Genomic DNA, 16321 nt, shown 5'->3' on the forward strand with positions numbered 1-16321 from the left:
CCCTGTGGCAAAACCACTTTTTTGCAAGGATGGTGGCGGCAGGGTGCTTGCACCGTGCGGGCAGATATAATATTGCTATCAATAATAGCAGAATGTCAGGATGCTTTGGAGGCTGGACGCATGAACTTCACACGATTGAACCCGATGACGGGCGATGTAGCCTCGTCGGCGGTAGCGATGCAGGCGGGCGATATGGCGGCGATTGCGGCGAAGGCTGCTGCGGCGCAGCCTGCTTGGGGCGCCATGGGCCCGAATGCCCGCCGCGCGGTGCTGCAGAAGGCGGCGGACGCACTGGCGGCCAAGAAGGACGATTTCGTCGCCGCGATGATGGGCGAGATCGGCGCGACCGCCGGTTGGGCGATGTTTAACCTTGGCCTTGCCGTGTCGATGGTGCGTGAAGCGGCCAGCCTGACCACCCAGATTTCGGGCGAAGTGATCCCCTCGGACAAGCCCGGCTGCCTTGCCATGGCGCTGCGTGAGCCGGTGGGCGTGATCCTTGGCATTGCGCCGTGGAATGCACCGATCATCCTTGGCGTGCGCGCAATTGCAACGCCCTTGGCCTGCGGCAATGCGGTGATCCTCAAGGCTTCCGAGCAATGCCCGCGCACCCATGCGCTGATCATCGAAGCCTTTGCCGAGGCCGGTTTCCCCGAGGGCGTGGTCAATGTCGTGACCAATGCACCTGCGGACGCCGCCGATGTGGTGGGCGCGCTGATCGACGCGCCCGAGGTCAAGCGCATCAATTTCACCGGCAGCACGGCGGTCGGCCGCATCATCGCCACCCGCGCCGCGCAGCAGTTGAAGCCCTGCCTGCTCGAACTGGGCGGCAAGGCGCCTTTGGTGATCTGCGCTGACGCTGATCTGGACGAGGCGGTCAAGGCGGCAGCGTTCGGCGCCTATATGAACCAGGGCCAGATCTGCATGAGCACCGAGCGGATCATCGTGGTCGAAGCCGTGGCCGATGTTTTCGCCGAGAAATTCGCCGCCAAGGTCAAGACCTTGACCGCAGGCGATCCGCGTCTGGGCAACACGCCGCTGGGCGGGGTGGTCGATGCCAAGACGGTGGCGCATTGCCTGTCGCTGGTCGATGATGCGGTAGCCAAGGGTGCTGAACTGCTGACGGGCGGGGAAACCACGCTCAACGTCGTCATGCCCGCGCATCTGGTGGACAAGGTGACGCCGGACATGAAGCTGTTCCGCGATGAAAGCTTTGGCCCGGTGGTCGGCATCATCCGCGCGCGCGACGAAGCGCACGCGATCGAACTGGCCAATGACACCGAATATGGCCTGTCTGCTGCGGTCTTCACCAAGGACATCGCCAAGGGCCTGCGCCTTGCCAAGCAGATCAAGAGCGGCATCTGCCACGTCAACGGCCCGACCGTCCATGACGAGGCCCAAATGCCCTTCGGGGGCGTCGGCGCTTCGGGCTATGGCCGCTTCGGCGGCCGTCAGGGCATCGACAGCTTCACCGAAACGCGATGGATCACCGTCGAAACGCAAGACGGGCATTTCCCCATTTGATGCGCAAGGGTTTGATCGCGGCGGGCCTTGGGCTCGCCGCTTCGCCCGCACTGGCGCAGGCGCCTGCCGCGCCTGCTCCTACGCTCGATTATGCGTTCACCGCGCGCATCACCCTTGCCGCTCCGGTTGAACAGGGCGAGGTGGCCGGTGGCCGCAAGCGCTTTATTGCCATCACCGGCGGCACGGTCGATGGGCCGATGCTGAAAGGCACGGTTCTGCCCGGCGGCGGCGATTGGCAGGTGATCATGCCCGGCGGCCTGACCAAAGTTGAGGCGCGCTATTTCCTGAAAAGCGCCGATGGCACGGTGATCGAGATCACCAACCCCGGCGTTCGCGTAGCCAGCCCAGAAGTGACTGAGAAACTGGCCAAGGGGGAAAAGGTTGATCCCTCGGCTTATTATTTCCGCACAACGCCGCGTTTCGATGTGAAGGCGGGGTCGCAGGAATGGCTGGCGCGCTCGGCTTTTGTCGCGCGGGGCATTCGCATGCCGGATCATGTCGTCATCGACTTTTATGTCGTGCGATAAGGGGCTGTCGGACCGGCTTTCCGCCTTTGTCGCGGATTGCCGGTTTGACGATCTGCCGGCCGCCACGGTGCGGGCCGCGCGCTGGGTGCTGCTCGATGCGCTGGGCGTGACGCTGGGGGCCAGCGGCATGGCGGGCGAGGTGGCCCCCTTTGTCCGTGTGGCGGCGGGTGATGGTCCTTGCCGTATTCTTGGCATGGGGATAAGCGCAACTGCGCCGATGGCCGCGCTGGCGAATGGGGCGATGGCTCATGCGCTCGATTATGAGGATGCGCTGGACGGCGCGCCGATCCATCCCAATGCCAGCCTTGTTCCCGCCTTGCTCGCGCTGGCGCAGGCCGAGGGGGGCGTTGATGGACGGCGTTTCCTGACCGCGCTGGCGGTGGGGTGCGATGTCGGCTGCCGGATGGCGATGGCTTTGCGGCAGAGGATGGAGGCGGGCGGGTGGTATCCGCCGCCGATTCTGGCCGGGTTTGGCGCGGTGGCGGGGGCGGCATCGTTGCTGGGCCTTTCGGCGGGGCAGGTTCGCGATGCTCTCTCGCTGATGCTGTGCCAGAATGTGATGCCCGGCGAGATCAAACATTCCCAAGGCACCGTGATCCGCGCCGTGCGCGAGGGCTTTCCGGCGCAGGCGGCGGTGCTGTCTGCCTTGCTCGCGCGTGAGGGCGTGGTCGGGTTTGAGCAGCCTTTGGAAGGCAAGGGCGGCTTTTATGCGCTCTATGCCGGAGGTCGGTTGGATGCGCACGATCTGCTCGACGGGTTGGGGCAGCGGTTCTGGATCGAGGCGCTGACCTTCAAGCGCTGGCCATCATGCCGGGGTACGCATGCGATGATCGAGATGGCGCGGGCGATGAATGTTGCACCCGGCGATATCGCGCGCATCGAGGTGGGCGTGGATACGATACAGACTATGCTGTGCGAACCTTTGGCGCGTAAACAGGCGCCCGTCACGGCGATTGATGCGAAATTCTCGATTCCCTTTACGCTGGCGCTGGCGCTGGTGCGGGGTGATGTGGGTCTGGATGACTTCGATGCGGGGGCGTTGAACGATCCGGCGGTGTTGGCCATGGCGGCGAAGGTTGTGCCGCATGTGCTTGAGGGCGCCGACTGGCATGGCGCGGGCGGGCATCTGACGCTGCATTTGCATGATGGGCGCCGCATCAGCGCGCAGCAGGAGGATGCCTTGGGATGCCCCGCGCGGCCTTTGGGGCAGGAGGCGCTGGTGGCCAAATTCATGGATGGCGCGGCGCGGGCGAAAGTGCCGCCCGCCGATCCGCAAGGGCTCGCGCGGGCGATCCTGTCGCTGGAGGAATGCGCGGACGTGGGCGCGCTGGTTTAGAACAGCGCCCGGATTTCCACGCGACGGCGGGACTGGTCGGGCAGACCGTCGGCGTCTTTGTCGGCCGTCTCGCTGCCGCTGGTGTCGGCGGCGGTTTCGATTGGAATGCCCGGCATCAGGCGGCGCAGCGTTTCGGCAATCGTTTCGGCGCGCTGGGCGGCCAAATCCGCCGGTTCGGCCATGGCGCGCCCGGAAATCACCTCGGGCTGTGTCGCGGCAAAGCCGGTGACGATCAGCTTTTTGGGATGGGCGGCATTGATCCAGTTGCTGGCCTGCTCGATCAGATAATCGCTGTATTGATAGACCAGAAAGTCATTGTCGAATTCGAAATAGACCGGAAACACACGCTCGGCATAGGGGCCGGGGGGCACAGGGCGCGCCACCGATGAGGGCGTGATATTGCGCTTGGGCAGGACGAAACGGCGGCCCGGAAACCCCTCTGCGGGCAACATATGGCGGGTGCAGGGTGTATCATACAACCGACTGGTGCGTACCGCGTCCAGCACCGTGCCGCCGCAGGGCGTGGACGGGACGGCGGACACGGTCCCCTCCACCATCACCGCATAGTTCCAGTCGGGCTTGTGCGGGCTTAACGACACATCATAGCGCGTGCCTGTCGCCGGATCGTCGGAAAGCCAGCAGCCCGATTTCTTGCCGCTGTCGGCATCACGATAGATCGGGCAGGCGATGAAGCGGACGGTTTCGGCGGCGGCAGCCGAAAAAGGCGCGACCAGTGCGGCGGCGGTGAGGAAAAAGCGTAACATCACAATGCACTCATCATATTGGTGAGATCCTGCTTTTCCTGCTCGGTATAGCCGATGTTGTAGCGGCGGTCGTAATAATCGACGATGCCGCGCAGATCCTTGGCCAGACCATTGGAGAAATAGGGCGCGCGGGCGGCCAGCCCTCGCATGGATTGCAGCGTGATCTTACCCACATCGGCGCAGCGGCCCGTGGTCATCGCAAAGCCGGGGTCCATCGTGTAAATCACGCGACCATAATGGGGATGCGGCGCCTTTAGGCATGTGACGCGGAACAGCGGCAGATCGCGCCACGGGTCGGCAAAGGGCATGGTCGTGGTGCCAAGATCGACTTGTCCGGGGGCCACATCATTGCCCATCTGGCTCATATTATGGCAGAAAACGCAGGAGTTGCGGACAGGATTGCCAAAGCCGATGCGCGAATTGATGCCCGCCGTATCGGTGATAAGGAACATTTTGTCGCGGAACACACGCGCCCCGCGCGCCACTGATTGGCGGAAAGCCAGTTGCTCCGGCGTCAGCGTCTTGGCGTCATCAGGGCTGATTTTTTCCCATTTGGCAAATTCGCTCCACACCGGGATACCGATGCTGCCCAATGCGCCGGGCTGGGAATTTTTCAGCTTCATCGGCCCGCCCTCGGCGCCCATGCTGTCGAGCGCGCCCGCCTGCTTGCTCACCTGCTGCGCCGTATAGACCCGCATCTCAAAATCGCGGATCCGGGCGATCTGCTTGGCGTTCAAACCTTTGGCAAATTGCAAATGGCCATGCGCTGCATCCTCCATCTGAATCCGCAGGTTGCCCGCGCGATTGTCGCCCATGATATTGCCCGACATCATCGAGCCATCGTCGGGATCACGGGGCAGGGCAAAACCCTGTTTGGGATCGAAAGGAAAGCCGACGGCCAGCAGATATTTCATATTCGCCACCGGCCGCGCCCGCCGATAGACCGAGATATTGCCCGCCCCCGGCCCGTAATTTGGCCCCGAATTGCAACCATTCGGGTCGCGCATCACCTCGATGGTGAAATCGGGCGTGACGGGCTTGCCGTTCCATTGCTTGACCGGCCATGGCAATTGGATGCGGAACAATCCGCGCTCGATCAGCAGCGAGTGGGATTCCCGCTTGTCCTGCGGCAGACTGGGGCAATTGGCACCGTCGATGGCGGCGAACAGGGGGTCTTTGCCCTGCGTCTCGGTCCAGCGCCGCGCCGCGCTTGCCGCTGACAGGCTCATCGCATCGGAAGGCTGGTGACAGGTGACGCAGGCGCGGCCATTGGCGCCAAGGGGCTCGAAGAAAGGATGGCCCTTGGTCGCCATCGGCCCGCCATCGACCAGCACGCGCAAGGTGCCATGCTCATTGGCATAATCGAGGCTGGCGGGGAACACGCGCCCTTCGCCCGGCGCCCACCAGCGTTCAGGCGCGGCGGCGCTCAACTGGCCAAAAACCGCCGCCCCCGCGACACCGGCCACCATCAGGCTGATCTTGCGCATATCCCCGCTTCCTTTTGAATTACTTGCCGAACACGGCTTTCAGGCGAACGCCCCAGGTGCGCGGCGCGCCATAGATGATCCCGCCATCCGCGCTGGACGAATTTTGGATCTGCGAGGCGATGTAGAGCTTGTTGGTCAGGTTTTGCACAAAGGCCTCCACCTGCCAGCCATGATGGAAATCGAACGTCACGCGCGCATCCAGCAAGTCGCGCCCCGGCACCAGCGTGTTGATGCTGGGGAAGGGGGTGGCGTTCTGGCTCGACACATGGCTCCATTGCAGGCGCGGGGTGGCGGTGATGGCGCCGATGGGAATGGCATATTGGATGCCGCCATTGAGCGTCAGCTTGGGCGAGAAGGGCAGATTGCGCCCCTGCGGCACAAAGCGCAGGTTGGTCGGGCAACCGGCGTCCGTGCCCGCCGCGTTGGTGTCGGAAATACAGGCCGCATTGCTGAATTGCGCGTCCAGAACGCCTGCGCCCATGTTCAGCCCCAGCGCGCCAAACTGGCCGGTCACTTCCAGTTCGGCGCCCTTGGCATGGCCGCCCAGCGCGTTTTGCGTGACTGGCAATCCGCCCACTAGGCTGGAGAGCTGGATGTCCTTGTAAACCGAATAAAACACATCGCCATTGACCCGCAGGTGGCGGTCGAGGAACTGGGTTTTGAAGCCTGCCTCATAGACGAAATTGCGTTCGGGGCTGAAATTGGGCGTATTGGGCGTCAGGTTGACGCCGCCCGCCTTATAGCCCTTCGACGCCGAGATATAGAGCAACCCGTCCCGGTTCAGGTGATAATTCACCCCCACTTTGCCGGTCAGCTGGCTGGTCGAAATCGAGGACGTGTAGGGCAGGGTGAAGCCCGCCCCCGGCACGGCAAAGCGCGTATAGACCTGACTGTCCCAGCTATAACGCCCGCCCACGACGAGTTCGAGCTTGTCATTGAAATGATAGTTCACCTGGCCAAAGCCGGAATAGGTGGTGTTCTTGGCCGTGGTGATGATCGTGCTGGAGCTGCTGACAAAATCGCGCACGTTATTGTTGTCGCGCAGCAGCGTGACCGGCACCTTTTCGTCCATGAAAAACGCGCCCACAACCCATTGCAGCGGGCCCTTGTCGGTGGAGAGCAGGTTGAATTCCTGAAGGAAGGTCTGGAACTGGGTGCTCGACTGGCTGACGCGGCCGACATTGGCGGCGGGCGGGCGCGGGGCGGCCGTCGCGGTGCGGTCGCCATCGGTTTGGTCCAACGTCTTGCCATCCTGCCAAGAGGTTAGCGTGCGGAACTGTACGCGGTCGGTCAGATCGACACGCGCATCCATCGCCAGACGATAGCCGTGCTGATTAAGGAAGGAGCGCGCGTCCTCTTCGATCTGGAAGGGATTGCTGGTGACGGCGTCATTGCGGTTTTTGACGGCGATATTGTCGCTGCGTGAATTGAAATATTCGGCGCGCAGGTTGAGATCCAGCGTCCCGTCCATGCCGCGCACGCGCAGGTTTGCGCGCACAGCGTCCATCTTCAGATTGCCGGGCTGGCTCTGCGCATTGGCGGCGATGTTTTTGGTGTAGCTGTCGCGCTCCTCATGCACATAGGCCAGACGCAGGGCGACATTCTCGCCGCCGATGTTCGCCGCGGTTTCCGCGCGATAGCGGCCGTAATTGCCCGCCGTCAGGTTGGCCATGGCCGAAAGCGAGTCAAATTGCGGCTTGGGCGTGCGGACATAGATGGCCCCGCCGGTCGAATTCTGCCCGGTCAGCGTGCCCTGCGGCCCGCGCAGAACCTCGATGGAAGCGATGTCATAAAAGCTCATGCCGATGAATTGCTCATGCGGGATAAGCTGTCCGTCGATGTAATAGGCAACGCCGGGGTTCGAGGTGGGCGCGCTTTGTACAATGCCCACGCCGCGAATGTTGACGAAGGTCGAGCGGTTGACCGTGTTGATCGCGATGGATGGCGCAACCTGCTGAATATCGGCCAGATTGCCCACACCCTTGCGTTGCAGATCCTCTGCGCTCAACACCGTGGCCGAGATCGGCACCTGTTGCAGGCTTTGCTCGCGGCGTTCGGCGGTTACGACAATGTCGGCCAATCCGGTGTCCTTGGGCGCGGTTTGCGCCAAAGCGGGGCTGGCCGCGCTGGTCAGCAAAAGTGCGAAGATGGGCGCATGGCGCCGACGAAAATGGATCATGACATCCTCCCTTTATCTCTTTGCCGGATATTTATGAAAGGGCTTGCATTATGTCAAGATTGTTCTGCTTCATACGCTTTTGCCGCCCTCGATCCCCGCCATCCTGCGCTTGCGCAGACCGCCGCTGTGGCCAGCATCGCCAGCGCCAGACGCCATGGCGACATCGGCGCGATCAGTCCCAACGCCAGCGTTGCCCCGGCGCTGGCCAGCATTTGTGTGGCGCCCGCGATGCTGGTGGCGGTGCCGGCCATGCTTTCTTCGGCAAAGACGATGATGGCCATGGCCGATGGCCCGGCCACCCCCGCGCCAAGCCCCACCAGCACAACCGGCCCGATCAGCGCGACCGGCGAATGCAGCCCCATTCCCGCCAACAAACCGGCCCCGCAGCTCCCGGCAAAAATCAGCCCCGTCCCAATCGCCAGCCCATGGCCGCCGCGTGACACATGGCGCACCATCCGCGTGCCCCCAATCGAGGCCGCAGCCACCACCAGCAGCGCGATTCCGATCCTGCGTGGATCAAGCCCTTCATCGCGCAGCAAAAAGGGCGCGGAGGCCAGAAACATATACAGCGTGCTGCTGGCCGAGGCCATGGCCAGCGTGGCCAGCGTAAAGCGCGCATTGCTCAGCAAACGCCCAAGATCGGGCGCGGCCTTGGCCGTGGCAACCTCACGCGCGCCATGCGGCAATCGCGGCCCCACCAGCGCCAGCACCCCCAACGCCACCACCGCTAGCACCGCAGGTATCGTCCGCCACCCCGCCAGCGCGGTCAGAAACCCGCCCACAACCGGCGCCAGCGCGGGCGAGATCAGCACGATGGTCATCAGCGTGGCCTGCCGCGCGGCAGCCTCTTCGCGTCCGAACAGATCGCCCACCATCACACGCGCCGTTACCACGCCCGCCGCGCCGCCTGCCGCCTGCAGCGCGCGCGCCGTAAGCAGCATCGGCAAGGACCCGGCCAGCGCGCAGCCCAGCGCCCCCAGCCCATAAAGCGCCAGACCGCACAGCAGGACCGGCCTGCGCCCCATCCGGTCCACCGCAGGCCCCGCCACCAGTTGCGCCGCGCCAAGGCCGATCATGTAGATGCTGATCGCCAGTTGCGCGCCATGGGCATTGGTGGCGAAATCAGCGGCCAGTTGGGGCAGGGCGGGCACCAGCATATGGATCGCCATCGAGCCCAGCGCCGCCACCATGGCCAGCGCCAGCATCGTACCATTCATGCCGCGCGCGCCATCTGACGCCGCGCCAGCATCACCAGCCCGGCGCACATCACCGCAAGCCCCAATAACAGCAAAGTCGGCGGGAGAAACGAGCCGGTCGTCTGCTTCAAAACGCCCATCAGCGGCGGCACGGTCGCGCCCGCAAGGCTGCCCGCCATGTTGATGACGACAATGCCCATGGCCAGACTTTGCGGCGCGAGCATCCGCGTGGGGATCGCCCAGAAAGCCGCCACCGTGCAGCCCGTGCACGCCCCGCCAAGGATCAGGCACAAAAGCCCCGCGCCGCCCGGGCCCAGCCACCACGCGCAGACCAGCAAGATCCCGCCCAGCAAAGCTGGAATGGCAACATGCAGGAACCTTTCTCCGGTGCGGTCGGAATGGCGAGCGTTGAGGATCAGGCCAATCGCACTGGCTGCATTGGGTAGGGCGACGATGATGCCTGTCTCGGTCGAGGTCAGGTTGCCCATGCCTTTGACCACCTGGGGCAGCCAGAACATGATGCCGTAATTGCTGGCCAGAATGCAGAACCAGATGGCCGCGCAGGTCCAGCCCACCTTGCTGCGCAGCACCGCCCAGCGTTCGCCGCCGTCGGGGGTCTTTTTCGCGCCGCGCACATTGGCGCCGATCCATGCCCTTTGCTCACCGTCCAGCCAGCGCGCATGATCGGGCGTATCGGGAAACCACAGGTAAGCAAACACCGCCAGCGCCAGCGCGGGGATTGCCTCGACGATGAACATCGTCCGCCACGGCGCGATGCCCCAAGGGTTGGCCCAATCGAGCAGCAGGCCTGACACCGGCGCGCCGATCACCTGCGCCACATTGATCGACATGATCGGGATCGCCAGAATCGCCGCGCGGTGCCGTTCGCTGGCCCAAAGGCTGAGATAGAGCATCAGGCCTGAGGAAAGGCCCCCTTCGGCAAAACCGATGGCGATGCGCAGCGCGTAAAGCTGGCCATTGGTGTGGACCAGCGCCATTGAGGCCGAGCAAATCCCCCAGATCGCCGTGATCGCCGCCAGCCAGCGGTGCATGCCGATGGCCTCATAGAGCAGCACGCTGGGATATTTGGCCAGCATATAGCCGATGAACAAGACCCCCGCGCCAAACCCATATTGCGCGGGCGAGAGGCCCAGATCATGGTTCATGCTCAGCGCGGCAAAGGCGACATTTGTGCGGTCTATCGCCCCGATGAGGATATAGAGCGCGCAGGGCACCACCAGCCGCGCGATAACTTTGGCGCTGATGGTCTGTTCCAGCGCGCTGTTGGTGGATTGCTTCATCTTCTCTCCCCGATGGCTTTGCTGGAATTGATAGCGCTTGCATTGTCCCGCGTCGAGCCTCTTTGCGCCCATCATGCCTGCTTGTGAGAGGCGGTGCGCCCGGCTAAGTGTAAGCGCATGAACGAGCCTTCCACCCGCAATCCCACGCTGGATGATGTTGCCGCGCTGGCATCGGTTTCCACCGCCACGGTCAGCCGCTATCTCAACAACCCCAAGGTTGTGGCCGCCGCCACGGCTGAACGCATCCGTGAGGCGATTGCTCAGACCGGCTACATTCCCAATATGCTGGCGGGCGGGCTGGCTTCGTCGAAGTCGAAGATGGTGTCGGTGTTGATCCCGCATCTGACGGATTCGATCTTCAACGACACGATCCAGACCATGGCCGAGGAATTGGCGAGCGCGGGAACCACGGTGATGTTGGGCCTGACGGGGGTGGCGCCCGAGCGGACCGATGAGATGATTTTGGCGGCGATGGGGCGACGGGTCGATGCGATCATTTCGACCGCGCCGCTGGGGCCGCAGACGCGCGAACTGGTCGAGCGCTTTCCCGGCCTGTTCATCCAGATCTGGGAATTGCCCGAAGACCCGCCGGGGATCGCGGTGGGCTTTTCGCACCGCGATGTAGGGCGCGATGTGGCGCGGTTTCTGCAAACGCGGGGCTATCGCCGCCCCTTGCTGGTGACGGCGGAGGGGACGCGGGCACGCATCCGTTCCGATGGTTTCGTCGAGGAATGGCAAGCCCTTGGCGGCGGCGATGTGGCGCAGGCGCAGGTCGATATCCCCTCGCGCTTTGGCCATGCGCGGCGGATCTTTGCCGATATGCGGCGGATGGCCGAATTGCCCGATGTGGTGGTCTGCGGCTCAGACTATCTGGCGCAGGGGCTGATTGTCGAGGCGCAGGCGGCGGGGCTGCGCGTGCCGGATCAACTGGCGGTGATGGGCTTTGGCAATTCTGCGCTGGCAGGCGCGATGCGGCCCACGATCACCACGGTGGACATTGACGGATCACGCATCGCCCGCGAGGCGATTGCCGCGATCCGCCATCATGCCACCGGAGCGCCTCCGCTGGCCCGCAGCATCGACGTCGGCTTCCGCCTGATCGAGCGGGAAAGCGCTTAAACCTCCGCGAATTGCAGCTCGATCTTCACCCCATTGGGGTCGAACAGGTTGAGCTGCGTCACCTCGCGTCCTTGCAAGCGCGCCTCGCGAAAATCCACGCCTTGCGCGTTCAGATGCGCGCGCCATTGCGCCAGCCCGGCGCAGGACAGCGCGAAATGGTCGAGGCGGCTTTTGACACCCACCTCGGCCACGATCTCATCGCCTGTTGGCCCGTTCACATGGATCATCGGCACGCCGTCGGCATAGAGCCAAAGGTTTTGGGGCCGCCCATGGACCGAGCCTGCCGGGCCGCGCTGCATGCCGAGGCAGTCCTCGTAAAAGCGCAGAGTTTCCTCGAACAGGGGCGTGCGGATGTTGATATGGTCGATCTTCAAAATCCGCATCGCCATCATGTCCTTATGCTTTAATCGCGGGGCCGCGACAGTCGGGGGGGCTGGGCCGAGGCGGCAGGCTTATGCGCGGCCAACCAGGTCTGTCCAGCCACATTGAGCTTTACACTCTCCACCTTGTCACCAAACCAGACCAGCGTGTCGTTCTTTGCGCTCCATGGCTTCCACGGCATGGCGGGTGTATCGGGCGATCCGGTGTTGGCCAGCGCCAGCAGCGCCTCCATCATCTGTTTCGACAGGGTGCGGTCCCATTCGGTCCACTGGCGGGTGGGGCGGATGGAATTATAGGCGTCCTGGGTGCCGAACCAATAGGGGATGTCGGCGGTGTGATAGGCGCCAACGGTGGCGGTATCCTGATCGGCCAGTTTGACACCCGGAATATAGGGGTGGCGGCGGGCATATTCGTCGATGAAGACATTCACGCCCTGAGCCGCAGTGTCGACCGCGCAGGCGCGGGCCGAGGAGGCCAGATTGGCGTCCTGCGCGGCGCGGCGGGCGGCGGCGCGCACATCAGCGTCGGTCTTGGCGGGATAGAGTTTCAGAAAAGCCGCAGCATCGGCGCCAAACAGCTTTTGCGCGCCTGCCTGATAATCGGCCACGGTTTTGGCCCCGGTGATCGCGTCAAAGCCAAACGCCATGTCATCCTCGTTGAACGAGGCGATCATCGGCACCTTGGCAAAATTGCCGCCGGCCACAGCATCGGCGGCCTGTTGCGGCAGGACCCGGCCATCGACGATCGGCCCGTTGATCCGCACGCCCGACACCGACAGGCCCAGTTGCGATTCCGACTGCGTGGCCAGAATGCGGTCGGCCGCCATGGCGCGCATTTCGCTCAGGCTTTTCGCGCCCAGCTTTTCCTGAAACGCCAGACCGATCTTTTCTGCATCCGCCAACGTGGGCTTGGCCCCGCGCAGGTTGCAGCCCGAGGACATGACCGCCGCGCGGAACAGCCCGCGTGCCGCAGGCGCCAGCACCTGCGCCGCCACCGAGCCTGCGCCCGCCGACTGGCCCATGATGACCACTTTGTCCGGGTCGCCGCCGAATTTGGCGATATTGTCGCGCACCCATTGCAGGGCAAGCGTCTGATCCATCAGGCCATAATTGCCCGATGCGCCGCCCTGTTCCTTGGTCAGTTCGGGATGGGCAAGGAAGCCCAAAGCCCCCACGCGATAGTTGAAATTGACGAAAACCGCGCCTGCCTTGGCCATGGCCTCGCCATCATAATTGGCCATGCCGGACGAACCGATGGTAAAGCCGCCGCCATAGAGAAATACGACCACGGGGCGCTTGTCACCCGCCTTGGCATTGGTCCACAGGTTGAGCGTCAGGCAATCCTCGCCGGTCGCTTCCTCGCCGAAATAGTGGTTGATGTCATGCGGGCGCAGCACTTGGATGCAGGCGGGGCCTTTGCGGTCGGCGTTGAAAATGCCGGTCCAGTGCGACGGCTTGGGCGGGGCCCAGCGGAGGTCGCCGGTGGGCGCCTGTGCAAAGGGCACGCCCAGATAGGCCTTGACCCCCGATGCCAGTGCGGTGCCCGCCACGCGGCCGCTGCTGGTTTCGACGGGGTCCGAGGCGATGGGCTGCATCGACCTGTCAGCGGCCTGCAAGGCGCCGGTTCCCAATGCAATCGCTATCATGCTCGCGGCAAAGGCATTGCCCTTCATCACACTCTCTCCTCAGTAGGGGGAAGTCCGCGCCCGTTTCAGACGAGCGGGTCGCGGTATTTGGCCTGTGCGTTCAATCGGATCGGGGCGTTGACGGCGCCATAGCCATCATAACCGCGCCGCTCGACCACCTCGAAAAACACGCGCTTGGCCACGGCGCGGGTGTAGAACTGAAAATATTCAGCATCCCCGTCGCGGTCATAGAGGATGTTCAATCGCTCCATCCGCGCGAGGAGTTCGGGATCAAGGGCATATTTTGCCTCCAGGTCCTCGTAATAATTGGGGCCGATATCCAGCATCGGCAGACCCGCATCCGCCGCCGCCTGGGCTGCGGCAAAAACGTCCTCGCTGGCAAAGGCGATATGCTGGACGCCCGCGCCGAAATAGGCCTGAATGAAGCGTGAGGAGAGCGATTGCACCGCCATCGAGCCGTTGAGGGTGAAGCGCAAAGCGCCGTCAGCCGTTTCCACCGCTTGGCTATAGACCAGCCCCATCGGATCGGCGATTTCCAGTTGAGGCGTCTTTTTGACATCCAGCAGCGCGTGGTAATAGAGCAGCCAGCTCAGCATTTCCTCATATTGCATCGTTTGGGCAATATGATCGACGCGTGTCAGCAGGGGCTTGGCGGGCGCAGCCTCAGCCGCGCGGGGGAATTCATCGGCCCACATCGCATCGCGCGTCTCGGCGTCCACCAGATAGAGCAAACTGCCCCCTACGCCGCGCAGCGAGGGGATTTCCCATTCCTCCGGCCCCACGGGCTGAGCAAAGCGTGGAATGTCCAGAGCCTGCGCCCGGTCAAGCGCCGCCTTCTGATCCGGCACCGCCAGACCAATCGCGCAGACCGATCCGCCGTGGACCATGTCGAAACTATGCGCCAGACCTTCGGGTTCGGAATTGACCACCAGATTGATCTGCCCCTGCGCCCAGCGGGTCACGTCCTTGGACCGATGCTGGCCCACGGGCGCAAAGCCCAGTGCGCGGAATACGCGGGCGAAATCCTCGGCTTCCTCGTGGGATGCGGCAAATTCGATGAATTCCACGCCCTTGGGCGCGATGCGCGGCGGCATGGGCGAGGGGCGTTTGAGCAAACGCGCCGCCTGATCCTCCAGCAAGCGCAGGGATCGATGCCCGTCCCGCGCCACCTGATGCGCGCTGCCTGCGCGGAACCGGTCGTTGAAGATCTCAAGGCTCCACCAGCCGTCATAGCCGGTGCGCGCAATCGCGGCGGCCCATTCGGCCAGCGGAAAGTCGCCTTGCCCCGGCATACAGCGGAAATGGCGCGACCAATTGAGGTAATCCATATCCAGCATCGGCGCATCGGCCACCTGGACGATGAACAGCTTTTCGGGCCGGATGTCGCCAATGCTGGCCGAAGGGATGCGCCGGGCCAGCGAATGGAATCCGTCCAGCACAAGACCGATGGCCGGGTGATCACAATCGCGAACCAGCGCCCAACTGTCGCGGTGATCAGCCACATGGCGCCCCCACGCCAGCGCCTCATAGCCCACGCGCTTGCCATGGGCGGCGGCCATCTCGCCCAGTTCGTGGAGATCATCGAGCATCCGCCCCCGATCATCCATCGCGTGGGGCGAACAATTTGAACACAGCAGCACCAGATCGGTGCCCAATTGCTCCATCACCTCAAACTTGCGCTTCATCCGCTCAAAAGCGCGGGTGCGCATATCGTCGGGCAGGCCCTCCAGATCGCGAAAAGGCTGGAACATCGTGCAGGCCAGATCAAGCTCACGCATCAGCGCGCCGATTTCCCGCGCGCTTTCGGGGGCCGATAGCAGGTCGTTCTCGAAAATCTCCGCCCCGCCATAGCCCGCCTCGGCAATCGCGCGCAACTTGTCGGAGAGGGCCCCGCTGATCGAGACGGTGGCGATAGAAGTCTTGAATGTCATCGCCTTGCCTCCCTCAATTCGCGTTTTGCTCAAACTTCGAGAAACTGTCCCACATCCTTTGCCGGTCGGGGGTCAGGCCGGTGAAGATGCGGAAAGCGTCCACCGCCTGACCCACCGCCATGCCCCGTCCCGTCATGGTGCGACACCCGAGGGCTTTTGCCGTTTTCAGCAATTGTGTCTCGAGCGGGAAATAGATGATTTCGGAAACCCAGTGATGGGGCTGCAAAGCCTCCGCCACGATGGGCATGCCGGGGAACTTGGCCATGCCGATGGGGGTGGCGTTGACAATTCCATCCACGTCGGCGGCGGCCTGCGCCGCATCGGGGGCCACGCTGGCGCGCCCTTCGCCATAGGCGGCGGTCAATTGCGCGCGCAGGGCCTCGGCCCGCACCGGATCAGTATCGGTCAGCACCAGATGCGCCACGCCATTCAACGAGAGCAGCGCATGGGCCGTAGCCGACCCCGCCCCGCCGCAGCCCAGTTGCAGCACGCGCTCCAGCTTCTCACCGCCCATCCTGTCGCCAAAGGCATGGGCAAAGCCGGTGACATCGGTGTTATAGCCAATCCGCCGCCCATCGCGAAACGCCACCGTATTGACCGCCCCGATCGCGGCGGCCTGGGGCGAGAGTTCGTCGAGCAGCGGCACCACCGCTTGCTTGAACGGAAAGGTTACATTGACCCCGGCAAAGCCGACCCGCTGAACCGCATCAAGCGCGTCGCCCAGCGCATCATCGCCCCATCCGCGATCGGAAAAATCCAGCAGGGAATAGACCATATGCAGACCCTGCGCCTGCGCCTCGCATTCCTGCATCCACGGCGTGCGGCTTTCCAGAATGCCGCGCCCCAGCAGTCCGGCCAGAACCCGTCCCTTGCCAATGCCGACCATTGCGGAAGGAGAAAGGGAAGGGGCGGGCTGTGTCATTGTATTTCCTAT

Annotated in this window: 13 protein-coding genes; 4 read left to right on the top strand and 9 right to left on the bottom strand. The window is 63.7% G+C overall.

Features of this window, described 5'->3' with window-relative positions; genetic code table 11:
- Positions 1-120 precede the first annotated feature (120 nt).
- The 3 genes from FHW96_RS12180 to FHW96_RS12190 are packed head-to-tail and all read left to right on the top strand — an operon-like array spanning position 121 to position 3384.
- Complete coding sequence (locus tag FHW96_RS12180; protein ID WP_172340852.1) at positions 121-1521, top strand: aldehyde dehydrogenase; 1401 nt, start codon at positions 121-123, stop codon at positions 1519-1521.
- The gene (locus tag FHW96_RS12185; RefSeq protein ID WP_172340853.1) at positions 1521-2048 is read left to right on the top strand and encodes a DUF3237 domain-containing protein; all 528 of its coding nucleotides are present in this window, start codon (positions 1521-1523) and stop codon (positions 2046-2048) included. The genes FHW96_RS12180 and FHW96_RS12185 overlap by 1 nt, the downstream gene beginning before the upstream one ends.
- Positions 2035-3384: an MmgE/PrpD family protein gene (locus FHW96_RS12190; protein ID WP_172340854.1), complete on the top strand. Its 1350-nt coding sequence runs from the start codon at positions 2035-2037 to the stop codon at positions 3382-3384. Before FHW96_RS12185 ends, FHW96_RS12190 begins: the two co-directional genes overlap by 14 nt.
- Here the strand turns inward: FHW96_RS12190 and FHW96_RS12195 are convergent.
- The 5 genes from FHW96_RS12195 to FHW96_RS12215 are packed head-to-tail and all read right to left on the bottom strand — an operon-like array spanning position 3381 to position 10311.
- On the bottom strand, positions 3381-4148 hold the full coding sequence (locus FHW96_RS12195) for a hypothetical protein (protein ID WP_172340855.1): 768 nt from the start codon (positions 4146-4148) through the stop codon (positions 3381-3383). The two genes, FHW96_RS12190 and FHW96_RS12195, sit on opposite strands and share 4 nt — an antisense overlap.
- Complete coding sequence (locus FHW96_RS12200; protein ID WP_253950913.1) at positions 4148-5635, bottom strand: hypothetical protein; 1488 nt, start codon at positions 5633-5635, stop codon at positions 4148-4150. The genes FHW96_RS12195 and FHW96_RS12200 overlap by 1 nt, the downstream gene beginning before the upstream one ends.
- 19 nt (positions 5636-5654) lie before the next feature.
- Positions 5655-7814, bottom strand: a complete 2160-nt coding sequence (locus tag FHW96_RS12205; protein ID WP_172340856.1) for a TonB-dependent receptor — start codon at positions 7812-7814, stop codon at positions 5655-5657.
- A 53-nt stretch (positions 7815-7867) separates the two neighbouring features.
- Positions 7868-9031: a Bcr/CflA family efflux MFS transporter gene (locus tag FHW96_RS12210; protein ID WP_172340857.1), complete on the bottom strand. Its 1164-nt coding sequence runs from the start codon at positions 9029-9031 to the stop codon at positions 7868-7870.
- Positions 9028-10311, bottom strand: coding sequence for an MFS transporter (locus tag FHW96_RS12215; RefSeq protein ID WP_172340858.1), 1284 nt, complete (start codon positions 10309-10311; stop codon positions 9028-9030). Before FHW96_RS12215 ends, FHW96_RS12210 begins: the two co-directional genes overlap by 4 nt.
- Before the next feature lie 117 nt (positions 10312-10428).
- On the opposite strand from FHW96_RS12215, the gene FHW96_RS12220 reads away from it, so the two are divergent.
- On the top strand, positions 10429-11430 hold the full coding sequence (locus tag FHW96_RS12220; protein WP_172340859.1) for a LacI family DNA-binding transcriptional regulator: 1002 nt from the start codon (positions 10429-10431) through the stop codon (positions 11428-11430).
- Here FHW96_RS12220 and FHW96_RS12225 read toward each other — a convergent pair.
- The 4 genes from FHW96_RS12225 to FHW96_RS12240 are packed head-to-tail and all read right to left on the bottom strand — an operon-like array spanning position 11427 to position 16309.
- The gene (locus FHW96_RS12225; RefSeq protein ID WP_172340860.1) at positions 11427-11813 is read right to left on the bottom strand and encodes a VOC family protein; all 387 of its coding nucleotides are present in this window, start codon (positions 11811-11813) and stop codon (positions 11427-11429) included. The genes FHW96_RS12220 and FHW96_RS12225 overlap by 4 nt on opposite strands.
- Before the next feature lie 20 nt (positions 11814-11833).
- Positions 11834-13483, bottom strand: a complete 1650-nt coding sequence (locus FHW96_RS12230; RefSeq protein WP_172340861.1) for a carboxylesterase/lipase family protein — start codon at positions 13481-13483, stop codon at positions 11834-11836.
- A gap of 38 nt (positions 13484-13521) precedes the next feature.
- Positions 13522-15387 (bottom strand): bifunctional sugar phosphate isomerase/epimerase/4-hydroxyphenylpyruvate dioxygenase family protein, encoded by a 1866-nt coding sequence (locus tag FHW96_RS12235; RefSeq protein WP_172340862.1) that lies wholly within the window; start codon positions 15385-15387, stop codon positions 13522-13524.
- A gap of 13 nt (positions 15388-15400) precedes the next feature.
- Positions 15401-16309, bottom strand: a complete 909-nt coding sequence (locus tag FHW96_RS12240) for a shikimate dehydrogenase (RefSeq protein ID WP_253950914.1) — start codon at positions 16307-16309, stop codon at positions 15401-15403.
- Positions 16310-16321 lie beyond the last annotated feature (12 nt).

The organism is Novosphingobium sp. SG751A, from assembly GCF_013149295.1.
In the GTDB taxonomy this organism is placed as follows: Bacteria; Pseudomonadota; Alphaproteobacteria; order Sphingomonadales; family Sphingomonadaceae; genus Novosphingobium.